The sequence below is a fragment of the Variovorax sp. 05L425 genome (assembly GCF_056397705.1).
The window spans coordinates 73165-92467 of sequence record NZ_JBFTNY010000024.1 but is presented as its reverse complement, the minus strand read 5'-3'; the positions used below and the strand labels follow the sequence as shown (position 1 = coordinate 92467).

The 19303-nt window shown below is 64.0% G+C and carries 16 protein-coding genes; 9 read left to right on the top strand and 7 right to left on the bottom strand.

Features of this window, described 5'->3' with window-relative positions; all coding sequences use genetic code 11:
- The 3 genes from AC1DN9_RS23960 to AC1DN9_RS23950 form a co-directional block, all read left to right on the top strand.
- Positions 1 to 2663 (top strand): LysM peptidoglycan-binding domain-containing protein (locus tag AC1DN9_RS23960; protein WP_478104196.1); only part of this gene is annotated, 2663 nt, incomplete at its 5' end.
- 584 nt (positions 2664 to 3247) lie between these two features.
- Complete coding sequence (locus AC1DN9_RS23955) at positions 3248 to 4126, top strand: hypothetical protein (protein ID WP_478104195.1); 879 nt, start codon at positions 3248 to 3250, stop codon at positions 4124 to 4126.
- A gap of 14 nt (positions 4127 to 4140) precedes the next feature.
- A complete protein-coding gene (locus AC1DN9_RS23950) occupies positions 4141 to 4785 on the top strand; it encodes a hypothetical protein (RefSeq protein WP_478104193.1) in 645 nt (214 codons plus the stop codon).
- Here the strand turns inward: AC1DN9_RS23950 and AC1DN9_RS23945 are convergent.
- Positions 4768 to 4959, bottom strand: coding sequence for a hypothetical protein (locus AC1DN9_RS23945; protein ID WP_478104192.1), 192 nt, complete (start codon positions 4957 to 4959; stop codon positions 4768 to 4770). The genes AC1DN9_RS23950 and AC1DN9_RS23945 overlap by 18 nt on opposite strands.
- 111 nt (positions 4960 to 5070) lie before the next feature.
- Between AC1DN9_RS23945 and AC1DN9_RS23940 the strand changes: the two genes are divergently transcribed.
- The 4 genes from AC1DN9_RS23940 (at position 5071) to AC1DN9_RS23925 (ending at position 7510) form a co-directional block, all read left to right on the top strand.
- Positions 5071 to 5211, top strand: coding sequence for a stereocilin (locus tag AC1DN9_RS23940; protein ID WP_478104191.1), 141 nt, complete (start codon positions 5071 to 5073; stop codon positions 5209 to 5211).
- 33 nt (positions 5212 to 5244) lie between these two features.
- Entirely contained in the window at positions 5245 to 6342 is a 1098-nt protein-coding gene (locus tag AC1DN9_RS23935; RefSeq protein ID WP_478104189.1) for an NAD(P)/FAD-dependent oxidoreductase, read from the top strand.
- Between the two features lie 91 nt (positions 6343 to 6433).
- Positions 6434 to 6742: a glycine zipper domain-containing protein gene (locus tag AC1DN9_RS23930; protein WP_478104188.1), complete on the top strand. Its 309-nt coding sequence runs from the start codon at positions 6434 to 6436 to the stop codon at positions 6740 to 6742.
- A gap of 123 nt (positions 6743 to 6865) precedes the next feature.
- A complete protein-coding gene (locus tag AC1DN9_RS23925; RefSeq protein WP_478104187.1) occupies positions 6866 to 7510 on the top strand; it encodes a phage holin family protein in 645 nt (214 codons plus the stop codon).
- Between the two features lie 16 nt (positions 7511 to 7526).
- Here the strand turns inward: AC1DN9_RS23925 and AC1DN9_RS23920 are convergent, their stop codons facing one another.
- Positions 7527 to 8594 (bottom strand): quinone-dependent dihydroorotate dehydrogenase, encoded by a 1068-nt coding sequence (locus AC1DN9_RS23920; protein ID WP_478104185.1) that lies wholly within the window; start codon positions 8592 to 8594, stop codon positions 7527 to 7529.
- A 45-nt stretch (positions 8595 to 8639) separates the two neighbouring features.
- On the opposite strand from AC1DN9_RS23920, the gene rpiA reads away from it, so the two are divergent.
- Positions 8640 to 9341: a ribose-5-phosphate isomerase RpiA gene (rpiA, locus tag AC1DN9_RS23915; protein WP_478104184.1), complete on the top strand. Its 702-nt coding sequence runs from the start codon at positions 8640 to 8642 to the stop codon at positions 9339 to 9341.
- Between the two features lie 17 nt (positions 9342 to 9358).
- Here the strand turns inward: rpiA and AC1DN9_RS23910 are convergent, their stop codons facing one another.
- The 5 genes from AC1DN9_RS23910 to AC1DN9_RS23890 all read right to left on the bottom strand — a co-directional run bounded on the left by AC1DN9_RS23910 (position 9359) and on the right by AC1DN9_RS23890 (position 16319).
- Positions 9359 to 9982: a glutaredoxin family protein gene (locus AC1DN9_RS23910; RefSeq protein ID WP_478104183.1), complete on the bottom strand. Its 624-nt coding sequence runs from the start codon at positions 9980 to 9982 to the stop codon at positions 9359 to 9361.
- A gap of 58 nt (positions 9983 to 10040) precedes the next feature.
- Positions 10041 to 12089 carry a M3 family metallopeptidase gene (locus AC1DN9_RS23905; RefSeq protein ID WP_478104181.1) on the bottom strand — a complete coding sequence of 683 codons (2049 nt, stop codon included), beginning with the start codon at positions 12087 to 12089 and terminating at the stop codon, positions 10041 to 10043.
- 131 nt (positions 12090 to 12220) lie between these two features.
- A complete protein-coding gene (folD, locus tag AC1DN9_RS23900) occupies positions 12221 to 13072 on the bottom strand; it encodes a bifunctional methylenetetrahydrofolate dehydrogenase/methenyltetrahydrofolate cyclohydrolase FolD (protein ID WP_478104180.1) in 852 nt (283 codons plus the stop codon).
- 77 nt (positions 13073 to 13149) lie between these two features.
- Positions 13150 to 13779, bottom strand: a complete 630-nt coding sequence (locus tag AC1DN9_RS23895; protein ID WP_478104179.1) for a response regulator transcription factor — start codon at positions 13777 to 13779, stop codon at positions 13150 to 13152.
- Positions 13776 to 16319 (bottom strand): PAS domain-containing sensor histidine kinase, encoded by a 2544-nt coding sequence (locus AC1DN9_RS23890; protein ID WP_478104177.1) that lies wholly within the window; start codon positions 16317 to 16319, stop codon positions 13776 to 13778. Before AC1DN9_RS23890 ends, AC1DN9_RS23895 begins: the two co-directional genes overlap by 4 nt.
- A gap of 226 nt (positions 16320 to 16545) precedes the next feature.
- On the opposite strand from AC1DN9_RS23890, the gene aceE reads away from it, so the two are divergent.
- Complete coding sequence (gene aceE / locus AC1DN9_RS23885; protein ID WP_478104176.1) at positions 16546 to 19260, top strand: pyruvate dehydrogenase (acetyl-transferring), homodimeric type; 2715 nt, start codon at positions 16546 to 16548, stop codon at positions 19258 to 19260.
- The last annotated feature ends 43 nt before the right edge of the window (positions 19261 to 19303 follow it).

The window sequence follows — 19303 nt, the reverse complement described above, 5'->3', positions numbered from 1 at the left end:
AGGTCGTCAACAGCGTCAGCGCGACGCGCAAGACCGCCGACGAATACGACGTCCCGCAGTCGCTCGCGGGCCTGGCCTATGCCTACGACGTCAACGGCCACCTGATCTCCACCGGCGACGCCGGCCAGATCACGCATCCGACCCTGCGCACGCACAACTTCGTGAACGACGCCGCAGGCAACGCGCTGTACGCCTCCTACTCGGCCGAAGGCGCCGGGCAGCATGAGCACGCCCAGCGCCAGCTGGTGGTCAACGGCGAGGTGCTCGGGCGCTATGGCGAGGTCGCGGACCAGCGCTTCGAGGGCTTCCCGATTCCGCAATTCAAGGATGAGGCGCAGTTCAGCTTCGGCTACCAGCCCATCAACGGGAGCTACCCGGCGGGCAGTCCGGGCACCTATGCGGTGGCTGCCGGGGACACGCTCAAGAGCATCGCCAAGGGGGCCTATGGGGATGCGAACCAGTGGTACCTGATCGCGGACGCGAACGGGCTCTCCAGCGACGCGGACCTGAGGACGGGCCAGGTGCTGACGATTCCCACGCGGGTCTCCAGTGCCAACAACGCGAGCACCTTCAAGCCCTACGACCCGACGAGGATCGCCAACGACACGGCCACGATGATGGCGATGCCGCAAGGCCATGGGGGTGGCTGCGGGGGCGTTGGCCAAGTCATCATGGTGGTCGTCGCGGTGGTGGTTGCCTACTACACGGCGGGCGCGTTGTCGGGCCCCCTGAGCGCTGCGCTCGGAGGAGAAGCCGCAGGGGCCGTTGCCGCGGGCGCCGTGGGCGGCGCGGCCGGCTCGGTGGCCAGCCAGGGGGTGGGCATCGCCATCGGGGCGCAGGATTCGTTTTCTTGGAAGGGCGTTGCGTTGGGCGCCATCGCTGGCGGGGCCGCTGGGGGCATCGGTGGCGTGCAAGGGCTCGATGGTGTGCGCGTTGGCGGCATCGCGGGCCTGAATGGCGCCGGTCCCGGGGCCGCCATCGTGCGCGGTGCCTTGACGAATGCGGCCACCCAAGGGGTTGCCGTTGCTGTCGGGTTGCAGAAAGGCTTCGACTGGCGCGGAGTAGCGGCAGCAGCCGTTGGCGCGGGCGTCGGTCAGGCAGTGGCAGGGCCACTGAGTGATGCCTTGGGCCACTCGGGGCTGGGCGACTTCGCCGCTCGCGCGCTGACCGGGCTTGCCGCAGGCGCCGCCGTCGCAGCCATGCGCGGGGGGCGCATCAATGCCACCCAGGTCGCTTTGGACGCGTTTGGCAATGCGTTGGGGGACAGCATCGCAGCGGCGAATGGGCAGAAGACGCAGGGCGTCGGGCCTTGGTCGGATTCGGGCTACGAAAACGGCTCCGACGTGCAGGACAGCATCGCGGCTGCCAACCGGGGCCGCGCGGGTGCGCAGGTGTTCAACGAGCCGGGTTGGGGCCGCGTGCCGGGCTCTGCGGGGTATGCCTACGGTCTCGGCGACAACGGCATCACGAACTGGCAAGGCAATGCAGCGGCCAAGGCCGAGCAGAGCGCCTCGTTGGAGCGCGTGGCGCGCTCGGAACTTGGCAAGGGGCCGGGTGCCTCGAACGAGGATGCATTCGTCGGCGAGGTGAACGCCCAGCGCGACCTCAACATGTCGGTGGCGCGTCGGGCGGCCAACACGGCCTACAACGGCGACTCGGCGATGGCTTCGTACCAGTTGCTGGGCGGTGGGCCGGGCGATAGCGCGCTGCGTGTCAATGGGCTGACCTTCTCTCAAGACATGGCCCTGCGCCAGGTTGGCAACAATCCTTATGGGCTTCCGACCTCGTCCGTCAGTCCGGCGAATACGCCGATGTCGATCGCAAGCGATTCGCGCGTTGTTCGAGACTTCGACCCGGATAACAAGTGGGACCCAGAAGGCTTGGTCCCTGTCGGGGTCGATGGCTCTCCGATTGCCCAGGTCGGAAGAGGCACAACCGGCTTGCCCACCAGCAGCCGTGCTCCGGCTCCACAGGCCGCAGCCGTTCCGCTGACGGCCGCTGACTGGAACCAACAGGCGAAGAGGCTCAGCAAGGACTCAGACCAGTTGTTTAGTGCAGCCGAGTGGGCGCGCAACAACGGCATGCCAGAAAAGGCCGATCAGTACCAGCAGGCGGCCAACAAGGCCTACTACGCCGGACAAACGGCGTCGATGCAAGCCATCAACATGAATGTTGAGAGCAGCCGCAACATTCCTCCGCCAACATCCACAAATCCGTTTGCCTCTGGATGGAACACTGGGGAGTACTCGGCAGGCACACCCTACGCATCGGGCTCTCGGGCCCCAGACTACGTATCGATCCAGCTCAACGCATATGTTGCGTCCGCCGGCGTGGCGATCGATCTCCATGACGGAGGCGTATATGGACAATGGGCATTGGGCCGCCAATACCCTGCGTACACTGCCAAGCCAGGCTTGTCGATTGTTGCTGGAAGCATTGCCGGCGGCGTTGGAGCCGGTGATACAGCTGAGTTCCTAAAGGGTGGCAGTTGGGCGGCGGGTGCTTTTGCTCCTTCGCCTGTCCCTCTGATTGGATTCGGCGGAGGTGTCAATCACTCCTATGGCGGCAAGACCGCAATCGAGATCGGGGTGTCTGTTCCTCCGGGCGCCGGCGTCAATCCCGCCGGCTATGGCTTCGAGTTGAAAAACTTCAAAGCAAAGTAGAAGGGCTCGATCATGGCAGGACCTGGAATGAGCAATGCGAAATACGCATCGCTGACAAAATCCCAAAAGAGGCTGTACTGGCTCTTGATCGCCGCAGCAGGCGCGTTCATCGGATACATGTGGTTCTTCTACTAAGGAACGGCGCTATAGATCTGACGCGTTCTTAGCCGCGAAAATCAAAGCCCTCACCACCCAGCCCACGCGGCCGGGTTCGTGAGGGCTTCTTCGTTGGCGGTGCTCGTCGATTCGACGCCCACCGCGAAGCCATGCAAGAACGGACAATGGCCTGGACGAGGCGCCCTGTCTCGTGTGAGCGCCATCGAGGCACTGGAGGCCCTGCTATGACCGAGGACGAGGCACCTGTTTTCGCGCGGCCCATTCAACGATCGCATTCCTTCTGGCCAATGCCGTCCATTTCATTGACGCTTCAAGAAACTGCCTCGTCAAAAAAGAGACTCGGCCTATAGCCCCCGCGCGTGCTCGCTTGATAGCCTCAACGTCGCATGAAGGCCAGCCGCTTTATCGCTTGACTGCAGGCTTCCCATCCTCCAACACCAACTCCACGAAAGATCAGAAGGAAAGTAATGTTCTTGCGAAGTGCCCTACTCATATTGCTCGCCTACGTACTTGGCGGGTGTGCCATGCCAATACGGATCAACCTCACACCTGAACAGCGCGCCAACGTCACCGAGCTCAAGGCCCACGTCGTAGTAGTCCAGGATGAGGTGATCGTCGCGGTGCAGCCCTCCAACGTCGGCGCGGCCACCGGCGGTGGATTGCTCGGCGCAATGATTGACAGCTCTGTCACGAACTCTCGCGTGAAAGCATCTCAAGAGATCATGGGGCCGCTCTATGCCCAGATCGAGGACGTCGACTATCGCAGGGAGTTCAACGAAGCGATCCGTCGAGAACTCGCCAACTACCCGATCAAGGTTGCACAGTTCACCACTACGCCTCGGGCCCTGAGCCAGGACTCGCTCGCCCAGCTTCGCAGCGAACTCCAGACGGGTCAGGCGCTGCTCGTCATCTATCCGCGCTACTTCCTCACGATGGACTTTCGCAATCTGGACGTCGAGGCGAACGTGAGCATGTGGACGAAGGACGGCCCTGCCAACACGCCGGTCCAGCGCGGCATCCTGTACTACCAATCCCAACCGGTCGGATCGGGCGGGAAGGAATCGATCGCGCTTTGGGGTGACAAAAGCGGTTCAGCGTTCCGCGTCGCGATCAAGGAATCCATTGTCGAAACGATCAACCTTGTCTTGATGGACTTGGATCTCAAGGTGCCAAGCGACAAGTCGGCACAGTCCCAGGCCTACGAGTTCAATGCTGGGGCCCAAAGAGCCGAGATCAAAGGTCGACTCATCAAGGAAACCGCTACCCGAAAGACGGTGCTGGGAGACGACCAGAAGTTGTACTCCCTGCCTACGATCCCGAAAACTGCGGCAGCAGTTGGGCTATGAAGGGACGCACAAGAATGAAGCTCAAAACACTACTGCCGCTCCTCATTGGCACCACCATCGCCAACTGCTCGGTACAGGCTTTTGCCGGGTCAGATACCGGCTCGCCCCCGCCGTTGGACATGGCCTATGAACGAAACGCGCGGGAGATGCCGGCTACGCAGCTTCGTGGCACATGCCCGATCCATGTGGCTTTGCCTCAGGACGATCGCCAGAACAAGGAAACGATAGGCGCCGGCTTCCGCGGAGCCCTGGTGACAGGAGAAGCCGGGCCTTGGGTGTTGGACGGTCTACTTCAATTGGAAGACTTCGGCTTCACTGTCGATCAAGTCAAAGATGCCACTGCGCCTCAGGATGGATTGACGGTCAAGACGTACCTGACGCGCGCCTACACTTGGCCGATCGGGATCAAGCTGTTCAGCATGGTGGCTCTGAGCGCCCAGTTCATCGACAAGAACGGGGTTGTGGTTCAGGAGAAGCATTACCGCGCGCATGGCGACAAGACCAACATGTGGGGCGCCGACTCTGAGTTCATAACCACCCTTAACTACGGGTTGAACAATCTACTGTCGGTCCTGGCACGGGATCTCGTGTCTGTATGTAGCGGGGCGAAAGTCGAGCCCTATTCATATGCCGGTCCGACGTCAGTGACAAGCAAATAGAAATTGCTTCCCGGCGCCCTCGGGTGCGTGGCGCGACGGCGGCTTGCTTGGCCTGTGGGGCCAACGCTTTACCCCGAAGCCGGTGTTCAGTGCATGGATGTCCAGATGGGCCCCGGCCAGCAGGTTCTTGAGCTTGCTTCTCTCGGCGAAGGCAACGCTGAGTTCGTGGAGCATCTTCTCAGCCTTGCGGCAAACCGGGCGGGTGCACGGATTTAGCCGCGAAACCTCCACCCCCTTGCATCCCGCACCGCGCTCCCGTAGAAGACAAGCTGAAGGAGAACCCCCATGGCCACCAGCCCTGATCTTCCACCTCCCGTCACGCCCCATCCGCCGGATGTCCCCGAGCTCCCCGTCGAGCCCGACCAGGGCCCCGCAACGCCGCCCGGCAATCTGGTCGAGCCCCAAGCCGGCTCGCGGTCGCGCTGAAGCGATCGAACGCAAGCCGGCTAAGCTTGCGACATGGATGAATTCGATTGCGCCGTCATCGGCGCCGGAGTGGTCGGCTTGGCCGTGGCCCGCGCGCTTGCGTTGACGGGCCGTGAGGTGATCGTGCTCGAAGCCGAGGGTGCCATCGGAACCGGCACGAGTTCTCGCAACAGCGAAGTCATTCACGCCGGCATCTACTATCCCAAGGGTTCGCTGAAGGCGCGACTGTGCGTGGAGGGCAAGCGGCTGCTCTATGACTATGCCGGCGAGCGCGGCTTGCCGCATCGACGCTGCGGCAAGCTCATCGTGGCCACCTCCGAAGCCCAGGTCGCGCAACTGTCCGAGATCATGGCCAAGGCCGCCGCCAATGGCGTGGACGACATGGTGCTGCTTTCAGGCGACCAGGTCCGCGCGATGGAGCCGCAGCTCCAATGCCTGGCAGCGCTCCATTCGCCCAGCACCGGCATCGTGGACAGTCATGCCCTGATGCTGAGTCTGCAGGGCGATCTCGAGGGTGCCGGCGGGGTGGTTGCGCTGAAGTCGGGCGTGGTGGGCGCCGAGTGCGTGGGCGACGCCATCGTGTTGAAGTCGATCGACGGAACCCGTTTGCGATGCAAAAGCGTCGTGAATGCCGCAGGCCTCGGTGCCCCGGCGCTGGCACGGCAATTCGACGGCCTGCCGGCGACCTCGGTACCGACGGCCTATTTTGCGAAGGGCAACTACTTCACCCTGGCCGGGCGGGCGCCATTCAGTCGCCTGATCTACCCCGTCCCCGAAGCCGCCGGTCTCGGCGTGCATCTGACGCTCGATCTCGGAGGGCAGGCCAAGTTCGGGCCGGATGTGCAGTGGGTCGATTCGGCAGACGATCTGGTGGTCGACCCCGCGCGCGGGGACGGCTTCTACGCGGAGGTGCGCAAATACTGGCCCGGGTTGCCCGATGGCGCGCTGATTCCGGGCTATGCCGGCATTCGTCCCAAGATCTCCGGTCCGGGCGAGGCTACGGCGGACTTCATGATTGCCGGGCCGGCTGTACACGGCGTTCGGGGGCTGGTCAATCTGTTTGGCATCGAGTCGCCCGGATTGACCAGCAGCCTCGCAATTGGCGATCATGTGGCGGGACTTTTGTCCTAGACGGGCTTGGGCATGTACCATGACGCGGAGCGTCGTTTGTCGGCGTGAGTTGCCGGCGCGGTGCCGGCGCGACTGAGGAGGACCTTTTTCAATGACTGCATCCAACAACCTCGAAGCGGCGGCCAACGCCGTTGCTGAAGACATCGCGAGCGACGTTCGCGGTGTGCTCGCCAGCAAGGACCTCGATTCCGTACCTCACATCAAGGCGCTTCGCCAGCGCATCGACAGCAAGTTGGCCATTGCGCGCGAACTGGCAGCCGAAAAGAGCCGGATCGCTGCCAAGAAGGCACGCGAAGCAGCCAACTCCGCCAACGCCTACGCTCACGACGAGCCTTGGCAGATCGCCGGCGCAGCGCTGGCGGTGGGCGTGCTGGTGGGCCTGCTGCTTGGCCGCCGCTGAGCACAGCCCTCCCGGCGCGCAGCAGCAAGGAGCCCCCCTGGCCGCCACGGGCCGTGACGCCTGCGGGGGCTGCGCATGAAGTGGTTGTCGTCGCTTTTTGGGCTCAAGTCCCAATTGCGGCGGTTGCGCATCCTGGCCGGCGAAGGTGCGCTGGCCGCTGAAGATCGCATAGAGCTGCTGCGCTTCGCCTGGGAAGACGAAAAGAAGCGTTTGCGATCGATGCTGGGGTTGGTGATCGCCGTCGTCGGGCTCACGACGATCGCGATTGCCCTGCTGTCGGTGGCGATCGTCGTCCACTTCTGGGATTCGCCACACCGCGTCACGGCCGCCTGGTTGGTGGCGGCAGTCTGGTTGGCCCTGTGGCTGGCATCGGTTGTCGCGCTGCTGTCGATGACCGGCAAACCCTCGACGGCGTTCGAACCGATCATGCATGAGCTGGACCGCGATCGCCAATGGCTCCGGCAAAGCTTGGGTCGCGGTCGCCGCGGGACCACTCCGCCGCGCGAGCCGCGCCCTGTGACTCGCGCAGAACTGCTTGCACGGATCGAGAAGCAGCGCGTGCGCATCGCGACCTTGGAAGCTGCGGCAACCGGGGCTGGCGAGGCGCCTGCTCCCAATGAAACGACAAGTGCCGCGGCGATGCGCATTGCGCGTGAACACCCCGTCGCGACGGGCGTGGCGGCTGCGGCCGTGGTGGCCGTCCTGGGACCGCGCCGCCTCGTGCGCTGGGCGAGCGTGATTGTTCCGGTGCTTTGGCGGATGCGCTGACGCAGTACGCCCAGGCTCAACTGCGTTGGTTGCGTAGCGCCTGGGCGACCCGTTGCACCAGCGCGGGTCCGCGATAGATCAGGCCGGTATAGATTTGCACGAGGTCGGCGCCGGCGGCGATCTTCTCCGTCGCGTGGGCCGCGCTCAGGATGCCGCCGACGCCGATGATCGGGAACTTGCTGCCAAGGGCGGCCCGCAACTGGCCGATCACACGATTGCTCACTTGCCTGACCGGCGCGCCCGAGAGGCCGCCGGCCTCTTCGGCGTGGGGCAGGCCGGCCACTGCCTCTCGCGAGAGGGTCGTGTTGGCGGCGATGACGCCGTCCATCCCGTGCCGGAACAGGGTGGCCGCGATCACCTTGACCTGGGCCTCATCGAGGTCGGGTGCAATCTTCACGAACAGCGGGACTCGCCGGCCTTGCCTTGCAGCGAGCGCCGCCCGTTTGTCGGCCACCGCGCCGAGCAGCGCATCCAAGGCCTCATCGCTCTGGAGCGAACGTAGGTTTGCGGTATTGGGGCTCGAGATATTGATGGTCACGTAGTCGGCATGGGGATACACGCCGTCCAGGCACACAAGGTAGTCGTCTACCGCACGCTCGATCGGCGTGGCCGCGTTCTTGCCGATGTTGAGGCCGAGCAGCATCGGGGCCTTGGATGTGTTGCGGCGAAAACGTGCGCGCTGCACGTTGGCGATGAAGGCGTCCAGCCCTTCGTTGTTGAAACCGAGCCGGTTGATGAGCGCATCGCGCTGCGGCAGACGGAAGATGCGCGGCCGCGGATTGCCGGGTTGTGCCTTCGGGGTGACAGTCCCGACTTCGACGAAGCCGAATCCCATGGCGGCGAAGGCATCGATACAGCGCGCGTTCTTGTCGAGGCCCGCGCCCAACCCGACCCGATTCGGGAAGGTGAGGCCGGCAAGCGTGATCCGATCGTCCACCCGCGGCGCCGCGTAGGCGCAGGCCAGCGGTGTGTTTTGCGTACGGGCCAACGCGTCCAGCGTGAGCTCATGGGCGTGCTCGGCGTCAAGGCCGAAGAGGAATGGACGGGCAAGTCCATAAAGCGAAGAGGGCAGCAGCAAGGGCATCGGATAATTCTCGACTTGACTTCAATCAGCCCAGGATTCTCCCCGATGACTTCATCCGCCCCCGCTCCCGCATTGACCCAGGACGAACTCAAGGCGCAGGTCGGTCGCGCCGCATTGGATTACGTCGTGAAGGGCGACATCGTCGGCGTCGGCACCGGCTCGACGGTCAACAAGTTCATCGAGGCGCTTGCGACCATCAAGGGCGAGATCCGGGGAGCGGTTTCCAGCTCGGTGGCATCGACCGAACGCCTCCGGGCGCTGGGCATCCCCGTGTTCGACAGCAACGAGGTCGAGGAGCTGGCCGTCTACATCGACGGCGCCGACGAGATCGACGGTCGCGGCTACATGATCAAGGGCGGCGGCGCGGCGCTCACCCGGGAAAAGATCGTCGCGGCGCAGTCGAAGCGCTTCGTGTGCATCGCCGATGCCTCCAAGCTGGTCAACACGCTGGGGGCGTTTCCGTTGCCGGTCGAGGTGATCCCGATGGCCGCGCAGCGGATCATCCGCCAGTTTGCGCGGCTGGGCGGGCTGGCGCAGGTGCGGGAGAAGGATGGCGTGCCGCTTGTCACTGACAACGGCCAGCACATCGTCGACGTGACCGGCCTGCGGATCACCGATCCGCTTGGATTCGAGACGGAAGTCAATCAGTGGGCGGGCGTCGTCACCGTCGGCGTGTTTGCGCACCAGCGCGCGAGCGTGTGCTTGCTGGGCACGTCATCCGGTGTCAGGACGATGCGCTTCGGTTGAGCGCATCACCGCCGGTTTCAGAACTTGATGCCGGCAGGATTGCTCGGCGACGGCTCGTTGCTTGCGGCAGGTGTGGGGGCAGCCGGCGCAGGCGCGGCGGCGGGCGCGGCCGGCTCGGCGGCCTTCAGAGCCACGAGCGGCTGGGCCGGTGGATTGCGAAAACTGGCCGGCAGTTGCGAGCTCTTGGGGTACCCCGCTGCATCGAGGTATTGCGACCACTCGCTGTCCGAGAAACCCTTGAGCTGCTGACTCCCGATCGTGAGCAAAGGCAGCGACGTCTGGCCGCTCAGCCGCTGCAGTGTCTGGAGGTCGTCGTTGCTCTTGACCGTCTTTTCGTCGAAGGGGATGCCGCGCGTCATCAACAGTGAGCGGCCAGCGCCGCACGGGGCGCATTCGTCGCCGGAATACAGCGTGACGGGGTAGCGCTGCGTCACCTGGCGCAGTTCGTAAGGCAAGCCCGCATTGGCGGCGACCGTCGAGACGCCGCTGCGTGGCTCGGCCGGCTGGGACGAAGCCGTCGGGGGCTGGTCGGAAAAGGTGACCTTTCCATTCTTGTCGACGTTGCGATAGACGGCCTGCGCGAGTGTTGCGCTGGCGACCAGCATCAGGGCGAGGCCGGTCAGGGCAGTGTTGAGTTTCATCGAAGTCTCCCGGAATCGGATGACGCCGAGTATCTCAGGCTCTGCCGCCGCCGAACCATCACGCCGGCTGCGTCTGGGCCATTCCCTGATGACGCAACAGCGCATCGATCTGGGGCTCGCGGCCTCGGAAGGCCTTGAACGAGTCCATGGCGCTGCGGCTACCGCCGGCTTCGAGGATGGCCTGGCGGTATTTGCGTCCGGTCTCGATGCTGGGCTCGCCGTTGGCGCCCGCCGTTTCCTCGAACGCCGCGTAAGCGTCCGCGCTCAGCACCTCGGCCCACTTGTAGCTGTAGTAGCCGGCCGCGTAGCCGCCCGAGAAAATATGGCTGAAGGTGTTGGGCGTGCGACTGAAGGGCGGCGAAGGCATCACCGCAACCTCTTCGCGGACCTTGCCGAGCAACGCCATCACGTCGCCGGGCTTGGCGGTGGTCGCGTCGTATTCGGTATGCAGCAGCATGTCGAACAGCGAGAACTCGATTTGCCGCAGCGTCTGCAGGCCGCTCTGGAAATTCTTGGCCGCCGTCATCTTGTCGAAGAGGGCGCGAGGCAGCGGCTCGCCGGTGTCGACGTGCGATGTCATGTGCGCAAGCACGTCCCACTCCCAGCAGAAGTTCTCCATGAACTGGCTCGGCAGTTCTACCGCGTCCCACTCCACGCCGCTGATACCCGAAACGTCACGCTCGTTGATCTGCGTGAGCATGTGGTGCAGGCCGTGGCCGAATTCGTGGAAGAGCGTGGTCACGTCGTCGTGCGTAAGCAGCGGCGGCTTGCCGTCCACGCCATCGGCGAAGTTGCACACCAGTTGAGCGACCGGCGTCTGCAGCGAGCCGGTGTCAGGGCGCAGCCAGCGTGCGCGGACGTCGTCCATCCAGGCACCGCCGCGCTTGGCCGAGCGGGCTGACGGATCGAGATAGAACTGTCCGACTTTCTTGCCGTCGCGCTCGATGCGATAGAACTCCACGCTGGGATGCCACACCGGCGCGAGGTCCCGCTTGATGGACACCTCGAACAGCGTCTCCACGATCTTGAACAGGCCGCCCATCACCTTCGGTGCGGTGAAGTACTCCTTCACCTCCTGCTCGCTGAAGGCATAGCGCGCTTCCTTGAGCCTTTCGCCGATGTAGCTCCAGTCCCAGGGCTGCGGATCGACGATGCCGAGCTGGTCGGACGCGAAGGCACGGAGGTCGGCCAGATCGCGTTCGCCGTAAGGCTTGGCCTTGGTCGCCAGATCGCGGAGGAACTTGACGACCTGTCCGGCGGATTCGGCCATCTTGGGCACGATGGAAAGCTCGCCGAAGTTCGGGTAGCCCAGAAGCTTGGCTTCTTCCTGACGCAGTGCGAGGATTTCGCGGATCAACTCGGTGTTGTCGAATGCAGGGTCGCCGAACTCGCTGGCGCGCGTGACATAGGCGCGGTACAGCCTTTCGCGCAGCGTGCTGCTCTTGGCAAACTGCATGACCGGCAGGTACGAGGGCATCTTCAGCGTCAGCTTGTAGCCTTCCTTGCCATCCGCTTCGGCGGCGGCGCGGGCGGCACTGATCACGTCTTCCGGAAGTCCTTCGAGTTCGCCGAAAGGTGCGTACCAGGCAAAGGCATCCGTGGCGTCGAGGGCGTTTTCGCTGAACTTCTGGCTCAACTCGGCCTGGCGTTCCTGGATCTCGGCGAATCGTGTCTTGGCGGCACCCTGCAATTCCGCGCCACCCAGCACGAAGTTGCGAACCGCGTTGCGATGCGCCTGGCGCTGCTCGGGGTTGAGCGTCGCGACGTCGATCGCCTTGTACTTGGCGTAGAGACGCTCATCGGAACCCAGGCGCGTCCAGAACGCCGTGACGCGCGGCATGGCTTCGTTGTACGCGGCCCGCAATTCGGGCGTGTCGGCGACGGCATTGAGATGCCCGACTGCCCCCCACGCGCGACTGAAGCGCTCCGACGCAACGTCGAGCACCCGAGAAATAGCCATCCAGTCAGCCGGAAAATCCGGCTCGGTCACCGTCTGCAGCGCAACCTCGGCAGCAGCCAACAGAGTGTCAACCGCAGGCGCGACATGTTCAGGCCCGATCTGGTCGAACAGCGGAAGGTCAGTAAAGTCGAGGAGCGCGTTGTTCATAAAAATGTTTTCCAGGGCAAGCGAAGCGAGGCCCGTTCGGGAACCACCGCGGAACCGGCTTCGCCGGGCCGCCGGTGGTGCCCCTTGAGGGGGAGGCGGCTACACGAAGTGAGCAAGCAACGGGGTGATCCTTATCTAGTTACGCGCTCGGCCGCTTCAAGGGTGTTGGCGAGCAACATCGCGCGCGTCATGGGGCCGACGCCGCCGGGAACGGGCGTGATCCATCCGGCGACTTCCTTGACGCCGTCGAAATCCACGTCGCCGGCGAGCTTGCCATCTTCCTTTCGGTTCATGCCGACGTCGATGATCACCGCACCGGGCTTGACCATGTCCGCCGTCAGGATGTTGCGCTTGCCGACCGCGGCGACGACCACGTCAGCCTGGCGGGTGAGGGCGGCGAGATCCTTGGTCGCGCTGTGGCAGATGGTGACGGTGGCGTTCTTTGCCAGCAGCATCATGGCCATGGGCTTGCCGACGATGTTGCTGCGACCGATGACCACCGCATGCTTTCCGCGCAGGTCGTAGCCGATCGATTCGAGCATCTTCATGCAACCGTGCGGCGTGCAGGGCCAGAAGCCTGGCTGGCCGACCATCAGTGCGCCGGCGCTGGCAACGTGAAACCCGTCCACGTCCTTGGCGGGCGAGATGGCCTCGATGACGCGATGACTGTTCATGTGCGGCGGCAACGGCAACTGCACGAGGATGCCGTGCACCTTGGGGTCTTCGTTGAGGGCGTGGAGGCGCGAGAGCAGTTCGGCTTCGGTCATGCTGGCCGCGTAGCGTTCGAGGTTGGCCGTGAGCCCGGTCTCGCTGCTGTCGTTGACCTTGTGCTTGACGTAGACCTGGCTCGCCGGATCGTCGCCGACCAGGATGATGGCGAGCGTCGGCTCGATGCCGCGCGCCTTGAGTGCGGCAATGCGGCCGGACACGTCGGCGCGGATTTTCCGGGACAGTGAGTTGCCGTCGATCAATTGAGCTGTCATCGTCTTCTTGTCTTCCAAGTAAAAACGCCCGCTTGCGCAGGCGTGGATGCTAGATGGGGCTGCCGGGCTGGCTGCGACTAGGCTTTGGCCGGAGCCGCCTGCCCGAGCGCGATCTTCAGGAGATCGGCCACCGTGTTGGCATTGAGCTTTTCCATGATGTTGGCGCGGTGTGCCTCGACGGTCTTGATGCTGATTCCAAGGTCGTCGGCGATCTGCTTGTTGAGCCGTCCGGCAACGATGCGCTCCAGCACTTGTGCCTCGCGGCCGGTGAGCTTCGATAGCAGCGCGTCGCGGCTGGCGGACTGCTGGTGCTGCGCAAAGGCGCCGCGCGCGTGTTCGAGCATGCGTTCGACCAGCGCCACGAGCGCCTCGTCGTTGAAGGGCTTCTGGATGAAATCCATCGCACCCTTTTTCATGCTGTCGACCGCCATCGGCACGTCGCCGTGGCCGGTGATGACGACGATCGGCAGCGGCGACCGGCGCTCGATCAGTCGGTCCTGAAGCTCCATGCCGGACATGCCGCCCATCCGGATGTCGACGATCAGGCAGGCGACTTCGCGGGGGTCATAGCGGGAGAGAAACGACTCTGCGGAATCGAAGCAGCGGACCCTGTAGTCCTTGCCTTCGAGCAGCCATTGCAACGAATCACGAACCGCCTCGTCGTCATCGACGACATAGACAGTGCCCTTCTTGGGAATCAAACTCATGCAGGTACCTTCGCCTCGTTGCTTGCTATTGAATCTATAGCGTCTAACACCGGTATCCAGAAGGAAAAACGGCATCCGACCACATCCGGTCCATTGTAGATGTTCTCCGCCTGCATCCGACCCCGGTGCGATTCGACAATCGTCCGGCAAAGGTTGAGGCCGATGCCCATGCCTTCAGGCTTGGTGGAGAAGAAGGCTTCGTACAGACGGTCCATCACTTCCGGCGAGAGGCCCATGCCGGTGTCCTGCACGGAGAACTCGACCGCGTTCTGGCCTTCGATGATTTTCGGAAGCACCCGAAGCTCGACACTGCGGCGCGCCAGCGGGCGGTTGGCCAGGTCGATGGATTCGGCTGCATTCTTCAGCAGATTGACCATCACCTGTTCGATCAGGATCGGGTCCACGCGCAACACCGGCAAGCGCGCCGCGACGTAGTGATTGAGCCGCACGTTGCGCCGCCGCAGTTCGATGCCGGCCAACTCGACCGCTTCGCTGACCATGGTCGCGACCTCGGCCGGCGTTCGGTTCGGCTCGCTGCGTTTCACGAAGGAGCGGATGCGCTGGATGATCTGGCCGGCGCGCTGGGCCTGCTTCGACGTCTTGTCGAGCGCCGCGAGCAGGGCCTCCGAGTCGATCTGCTGGCCCCTGATTCGCGACATCATGCCGTTGCAATAGTTGGTGATGGCGGTCAGCGGCTGGTTGAGTTCGTGCGCGACGCTGGACGCCATCTCGCCCATGGTGATCAGGCGGCTGGCGGCCTGTGCCCGGTCGGCCTGCGCGGCCGAAAGGTCCTCGGCGTCGCGCCGCGGCGTGATGTCGGTGGCAATCACCAGTTGGGCCAGCCGGCCGTCGACCCAGGTCAGGTAGCGCGACCGCACCTCCAGCCACTTGCCGAGCTCGGGAACGAAGATCTCGTTGTTGGCTGCCTGGGCCGCGGTCAGCTGGTCGATCGGCAGGCCGGCGAAGGGGTCGACGTCGTCGAGCTCTTCGTCGCGTGTGTGAGAGGCCGGAACGCCCGCTTGCGCCACCATGTTCAGGTGCCCGACCGTGTTGGAGCCGAACCAGAGCCGATACAGCTTGTTGGCGAACACGAGTTCCTCGCTGCCGAGCGGCGCCACGGACACTGATGCGTCCAGCGCTTCGAGCACCGTGGTGAAGCGCTCGTAAGACGCAGACAACTGCTCGCGGATGCGCGTCGGCTCCGTGATGTCGGTCATCGAGGTCATCCAGCCGGTCTGGTGCCCGCGCGCGTCGATCAGCGGCGAGACGTACAGGCGCGCATTGAAGACGCTGCCGTTCTTGCGCTTGACCCGCACCTGGAAACCGCCCGGCAGCGCACGGCCATGCAACTCTTCTTCGAGTCGCTCGTTCATGACTTCGCGGTCGGATTCCAGCCAGTACGGAAAGGGCGGTGTCTGGCCGACGAGCTCGTTTTCGCTCCAGCCCGTCATGGCGCAGAAGGCCGCGTTCACGTAGGTGATGCGGCCTTCCAGATCGAGCACGCGCATGCCGGTCAGCATGGAGTTCTCCATTGCGCGGCGGAAATTGGTCTCGGCCACCAGCGCTTGCTGTGCCTGCAGCCGGCGCCGCGTGTGGCGCCAGGTGCCGATCAGCATCCAGCTCGTGAGCACGCTTAGCGCACCCACCAACCAGAACAGCCCGTTGCCGACGACGCCCTGCGATGTGCGATAGGCCTGCGCGCGAAGCACCAGCGCGTTGCCGACCGGCGAGACGGGCACTTCGTATTCGTTGGTCCGCATGGCCCAGGGAAGGAGTCGATTGCGGGTGCCGCGCGGACTGGCGACCGTGTTGCCGGCGATGAGTCCGCCCTTTGCGTCGAGCAAGGAAACGGCATAGCGCGCCGAGACTTCGGCAGGCATTCCATAGCGCAGCAAGCCGTCGATGGAGAACTCGCCGAGCAGCTCGCCCGCGAACAGGCCCTGGTCGAACAGCGGAATGTGAAGCTGCAACATCGGCGGGGGATCGCTGCCAGCCAGAGGTAGCGAGAACACAGGCTGACGGAGCTCCCGCGCCAGCGCGTAGTTGCTCTCGGTGTCGCCCGGCCGCAGCACTTCCCCAATCGCGCGCTGCTGCGCCGGGTGCACGCTCGGTGCCGCATAGCTGGCCTTGACGCGACGGCGGTCGTCGATCCAGGTCACGGCCTGCAGTTCGGGAAACTGGCTGACCAGCGATTCCGCGCGGCTGGTGAATTCGGTGGCGTCGATCTCGCGATTCGACGCGTCGCGCGCGAGGCGCATGAGTTGCTCTTGCCGTTCCAGGAGACGAAGGCGCACCCGCTGCTGCGCGTATTCGACGTCGCGCTTGACCGATTCCTGGACGCGCTCCATTTCCTCGGCGCGCAGATACCAAAAGGCCGAAACGATCGCCGCGAGGAAGAGCAGCACCGCGGCCAGCGGGGCCAGCATGGCAACCGCATCCTGCAGCATCGGCGTCTGACGCCGCCACCAGCGACGCCACCATGACAGCGGCGACGCGTGGACGGCGCTGCGTGCGACCTCGATGGGGGAGGAAAAGGGCATCCGTCGAGTTTAGGTGAACGCTTTCGCACGGGCACGCACCCTTACGCGGTGACATGCGCAGACCCGTGGGCACATTCGTCAGCGTTGCCTATGAAATTTCATGGTAATTTCATATTAAGAGATGGGCGCGCACCATTTGAAATTACAAGATTTCTGTGAGAAACTCCCGCGGCCCGCCGTTACGGCACTAAATTACTGCCACAACCCCCTCAAAAGGAGACAAAGCATGTCGGCAAATCCCGAGAACCTGTTCGGCTCGGCCGCGAACGACCCGGACGCGCAGGAAACGCGTGAATGGATGGACGCCCTCTCGGCGGTCATCGAGAGCGAGGGGCCGGATCGCGCGCATTTCCTGCTCGAGCAACTGCTCGAACACGCCCGCCAGAACAGCATCGACAAGCCGTTCTCGGCCAACACCGCCTACGTGAACACCATCGAGCCCGACCAGGAAGAGCGCTCTCCCGGCAATCTCGAGATCGAAGAGCGGCTGCGTTCGTACATGCGCTGGAACGCCATGGCGATGGTCGTCAAGGCCAATCGCCACCATCCGCCGGAGGGCGGCGACCTGGGCGGACACATCGGCTCTTTCGCCTCGCTGGCCTCCATGTTCGGCGCCGGCTTCAACCACTTCTGGCACGCCGAGAGCGAAGGCCATGGCGGCGATTGCCTCTACATCCAGGGTCACGTCTCGCCCGGCATCTACGCCCGCGCCTACCTCGAGGGCCGGCTGACCGAAGAGCAACTGCTCAATTTCCGCCAGGAGGTCGACGGCAAGGGCCTGTCGAGCTACCCGCATCCGAAGCTGATGCCCGAGTTCTGGCAGTTCCCGACCGTCTCCATGGGCCTGGGGCCGCTGATGGCCATCTACCAGGCGCGCTTCCTCAAGTACCTGCATGCGCGCGGGATTGCGAACACCGAGAACCGCAAGGTCTGGGTGTTCTGCGGCGACGGCGAAATGGACGAAGTCGAGTCGCTCGGCGCCATCGGCCTGGCGGCTCGCGAGAACCTCGACAACCTGATCTTCGTCATCAACTGCAACCTGCAGCGCCTGGACGGCCCCGTGCGCGGCAACGGCAAGATCATCCAGGAACTCGAAGGCGAATTCCGCGGCTGCGGCTGGAATGTCATCAAGCTGCTGTGGGGCAGCAACTGGGACCCTCTGCTGGCGCGCGACAAGGAAGGTGCGCTGCGCAAGATCATGATGGAAACGAACGACGGCGATTACCAGTCGTTCAAGGCCAATGACGGCGCCTACGTGCGCAAGCACTTCTTCGGCCGCGACCCCCGCACGCTCGAGATGGTCGCGAAGATGAGCGACGACGACATCTGGGCGCTGCGCCGCGGTGGTCACGATTCGCAGAAGGTCTATGCGGCTTTCCATTCGGCCGTCAACCACAAGGGCCAGCCGACCGTGCTGTTGATCAAGACCGTCAAGGGCTTCGGCATGGGCAAGATCGGCGAGGGCAAGAACACGGTCCACCAGACCAAGAAATTGGGCGAGGAAGACATCAAGACCTTTCGCGATCGTTTCAATATTCCGATTCCGGACAGCCAGATCGCCGACCTGCCGTTCTACAAGCCGGCCGACGACACGCCCGAAATGAAGTACCTGCACGAGCGCCGCAAGGCCCTCGGCGGCTACCTGCCGCATCGCCGCGTCAAGGCCGAAGAAAGCTTCACGGTGCCTTCGCTCGAAACCTTCAAGGCCGTCCTGGAGCCGACGGCCGAAGGGCGCGAGATCTCGACGACGCAAGCCTATGTGCGCTTCCTCACGCAACTGCTGCGCGACCAGGCCCTCGGTCCGCGCGTGGTGCCGATCCTGGTCGACGAAGCCCGGACCTTCGGCATGGAAGGCCTGTTCCGCCAGGTGGGCATCTACAACCCCGCGGGGCAGCAGTACACGCCGGTCGACAAAGACCAGGTCATGTACTACAAGGAAGACAAGTCTGGCCAGATCCTTCAGGAAGGCATCAACGAAGCCGGCGGCATGTCGAGCTGGATCGCGGCGGCCACGTCGTACAGCACGAACAACCGCATCATGGTGCCTTTCTATGTGTACTACTCGATGTTCGGCTTCCAGCGCATCGGCGACCTGGCCTGGGCGGCCGGCGACATGCAGGCCCGGGGCTTCCTGCTGGGCGGCACATCGGGCCGCACCACGCTGAACGGCGAAGGCCTGCAGCATGAAGATGGTCATAGCCACATCCTGGCGAACACCATCCCGAACTGCGTGAGCTACGACCCCACTTTCGCGCACGAAGTCGGCGTGATCCTCCACCACGGCCTCAAGCGCATGGTGGAGAAGCAGGACAACGTTTATTACTACATCACGCTGCTGAACGAGAACTACCCGATGCCCGGCCTTCAGCCTGGCACCGAGGAGCAGATCATCAAGGGCATGTACCTGTGCAAGCAGGGCCCCTCGCTGAAGGCCAAGTCGCCCACCGTGCAGTTGCTCGGCAGCGGCACCATCCTGCGCGAGAGCATCGCCGCGCAGGAACTTCTCGAAAAGGACTGGGGCGTGAGCGCCTCCGTCTGGAGTTGCCCGAGCTTCAACGAACTGACCCGCGATGGTCAGGAGGCCGACCGCTGGAACCTGCTGCATCCCACCGAGAAGGCTCGTGTTCCGTTCGTCGAGCAGCAGTTGTCGTCGAGCACCGGCCCGGTGATCGCGTCGACCGACTACATGAAGGCTTACGCCGAGCAGATTCGCCCCTTCGTTCCGAAGGGCCGCAACTACAAGGTGCTTGGCACCGACGGCTTCGGCCGCAGCGACTTCCGCGCCAAGCTGCGCGAGCACTTCGAGGTCAATCGCCACTTCATTGTCATTGCAGCGCTCAAGGCGCTTGCCGAAGACGGTGCCGTTCCGGTGCAAAAGGTGGCCGACGCGATCAAGAAGTACGGCATCAACGCCGACAAGATCAACCCGCTCTACGCATAAAACAATCAACGAACAACCAATTGCGCCTTAGGGCGGGAGACAC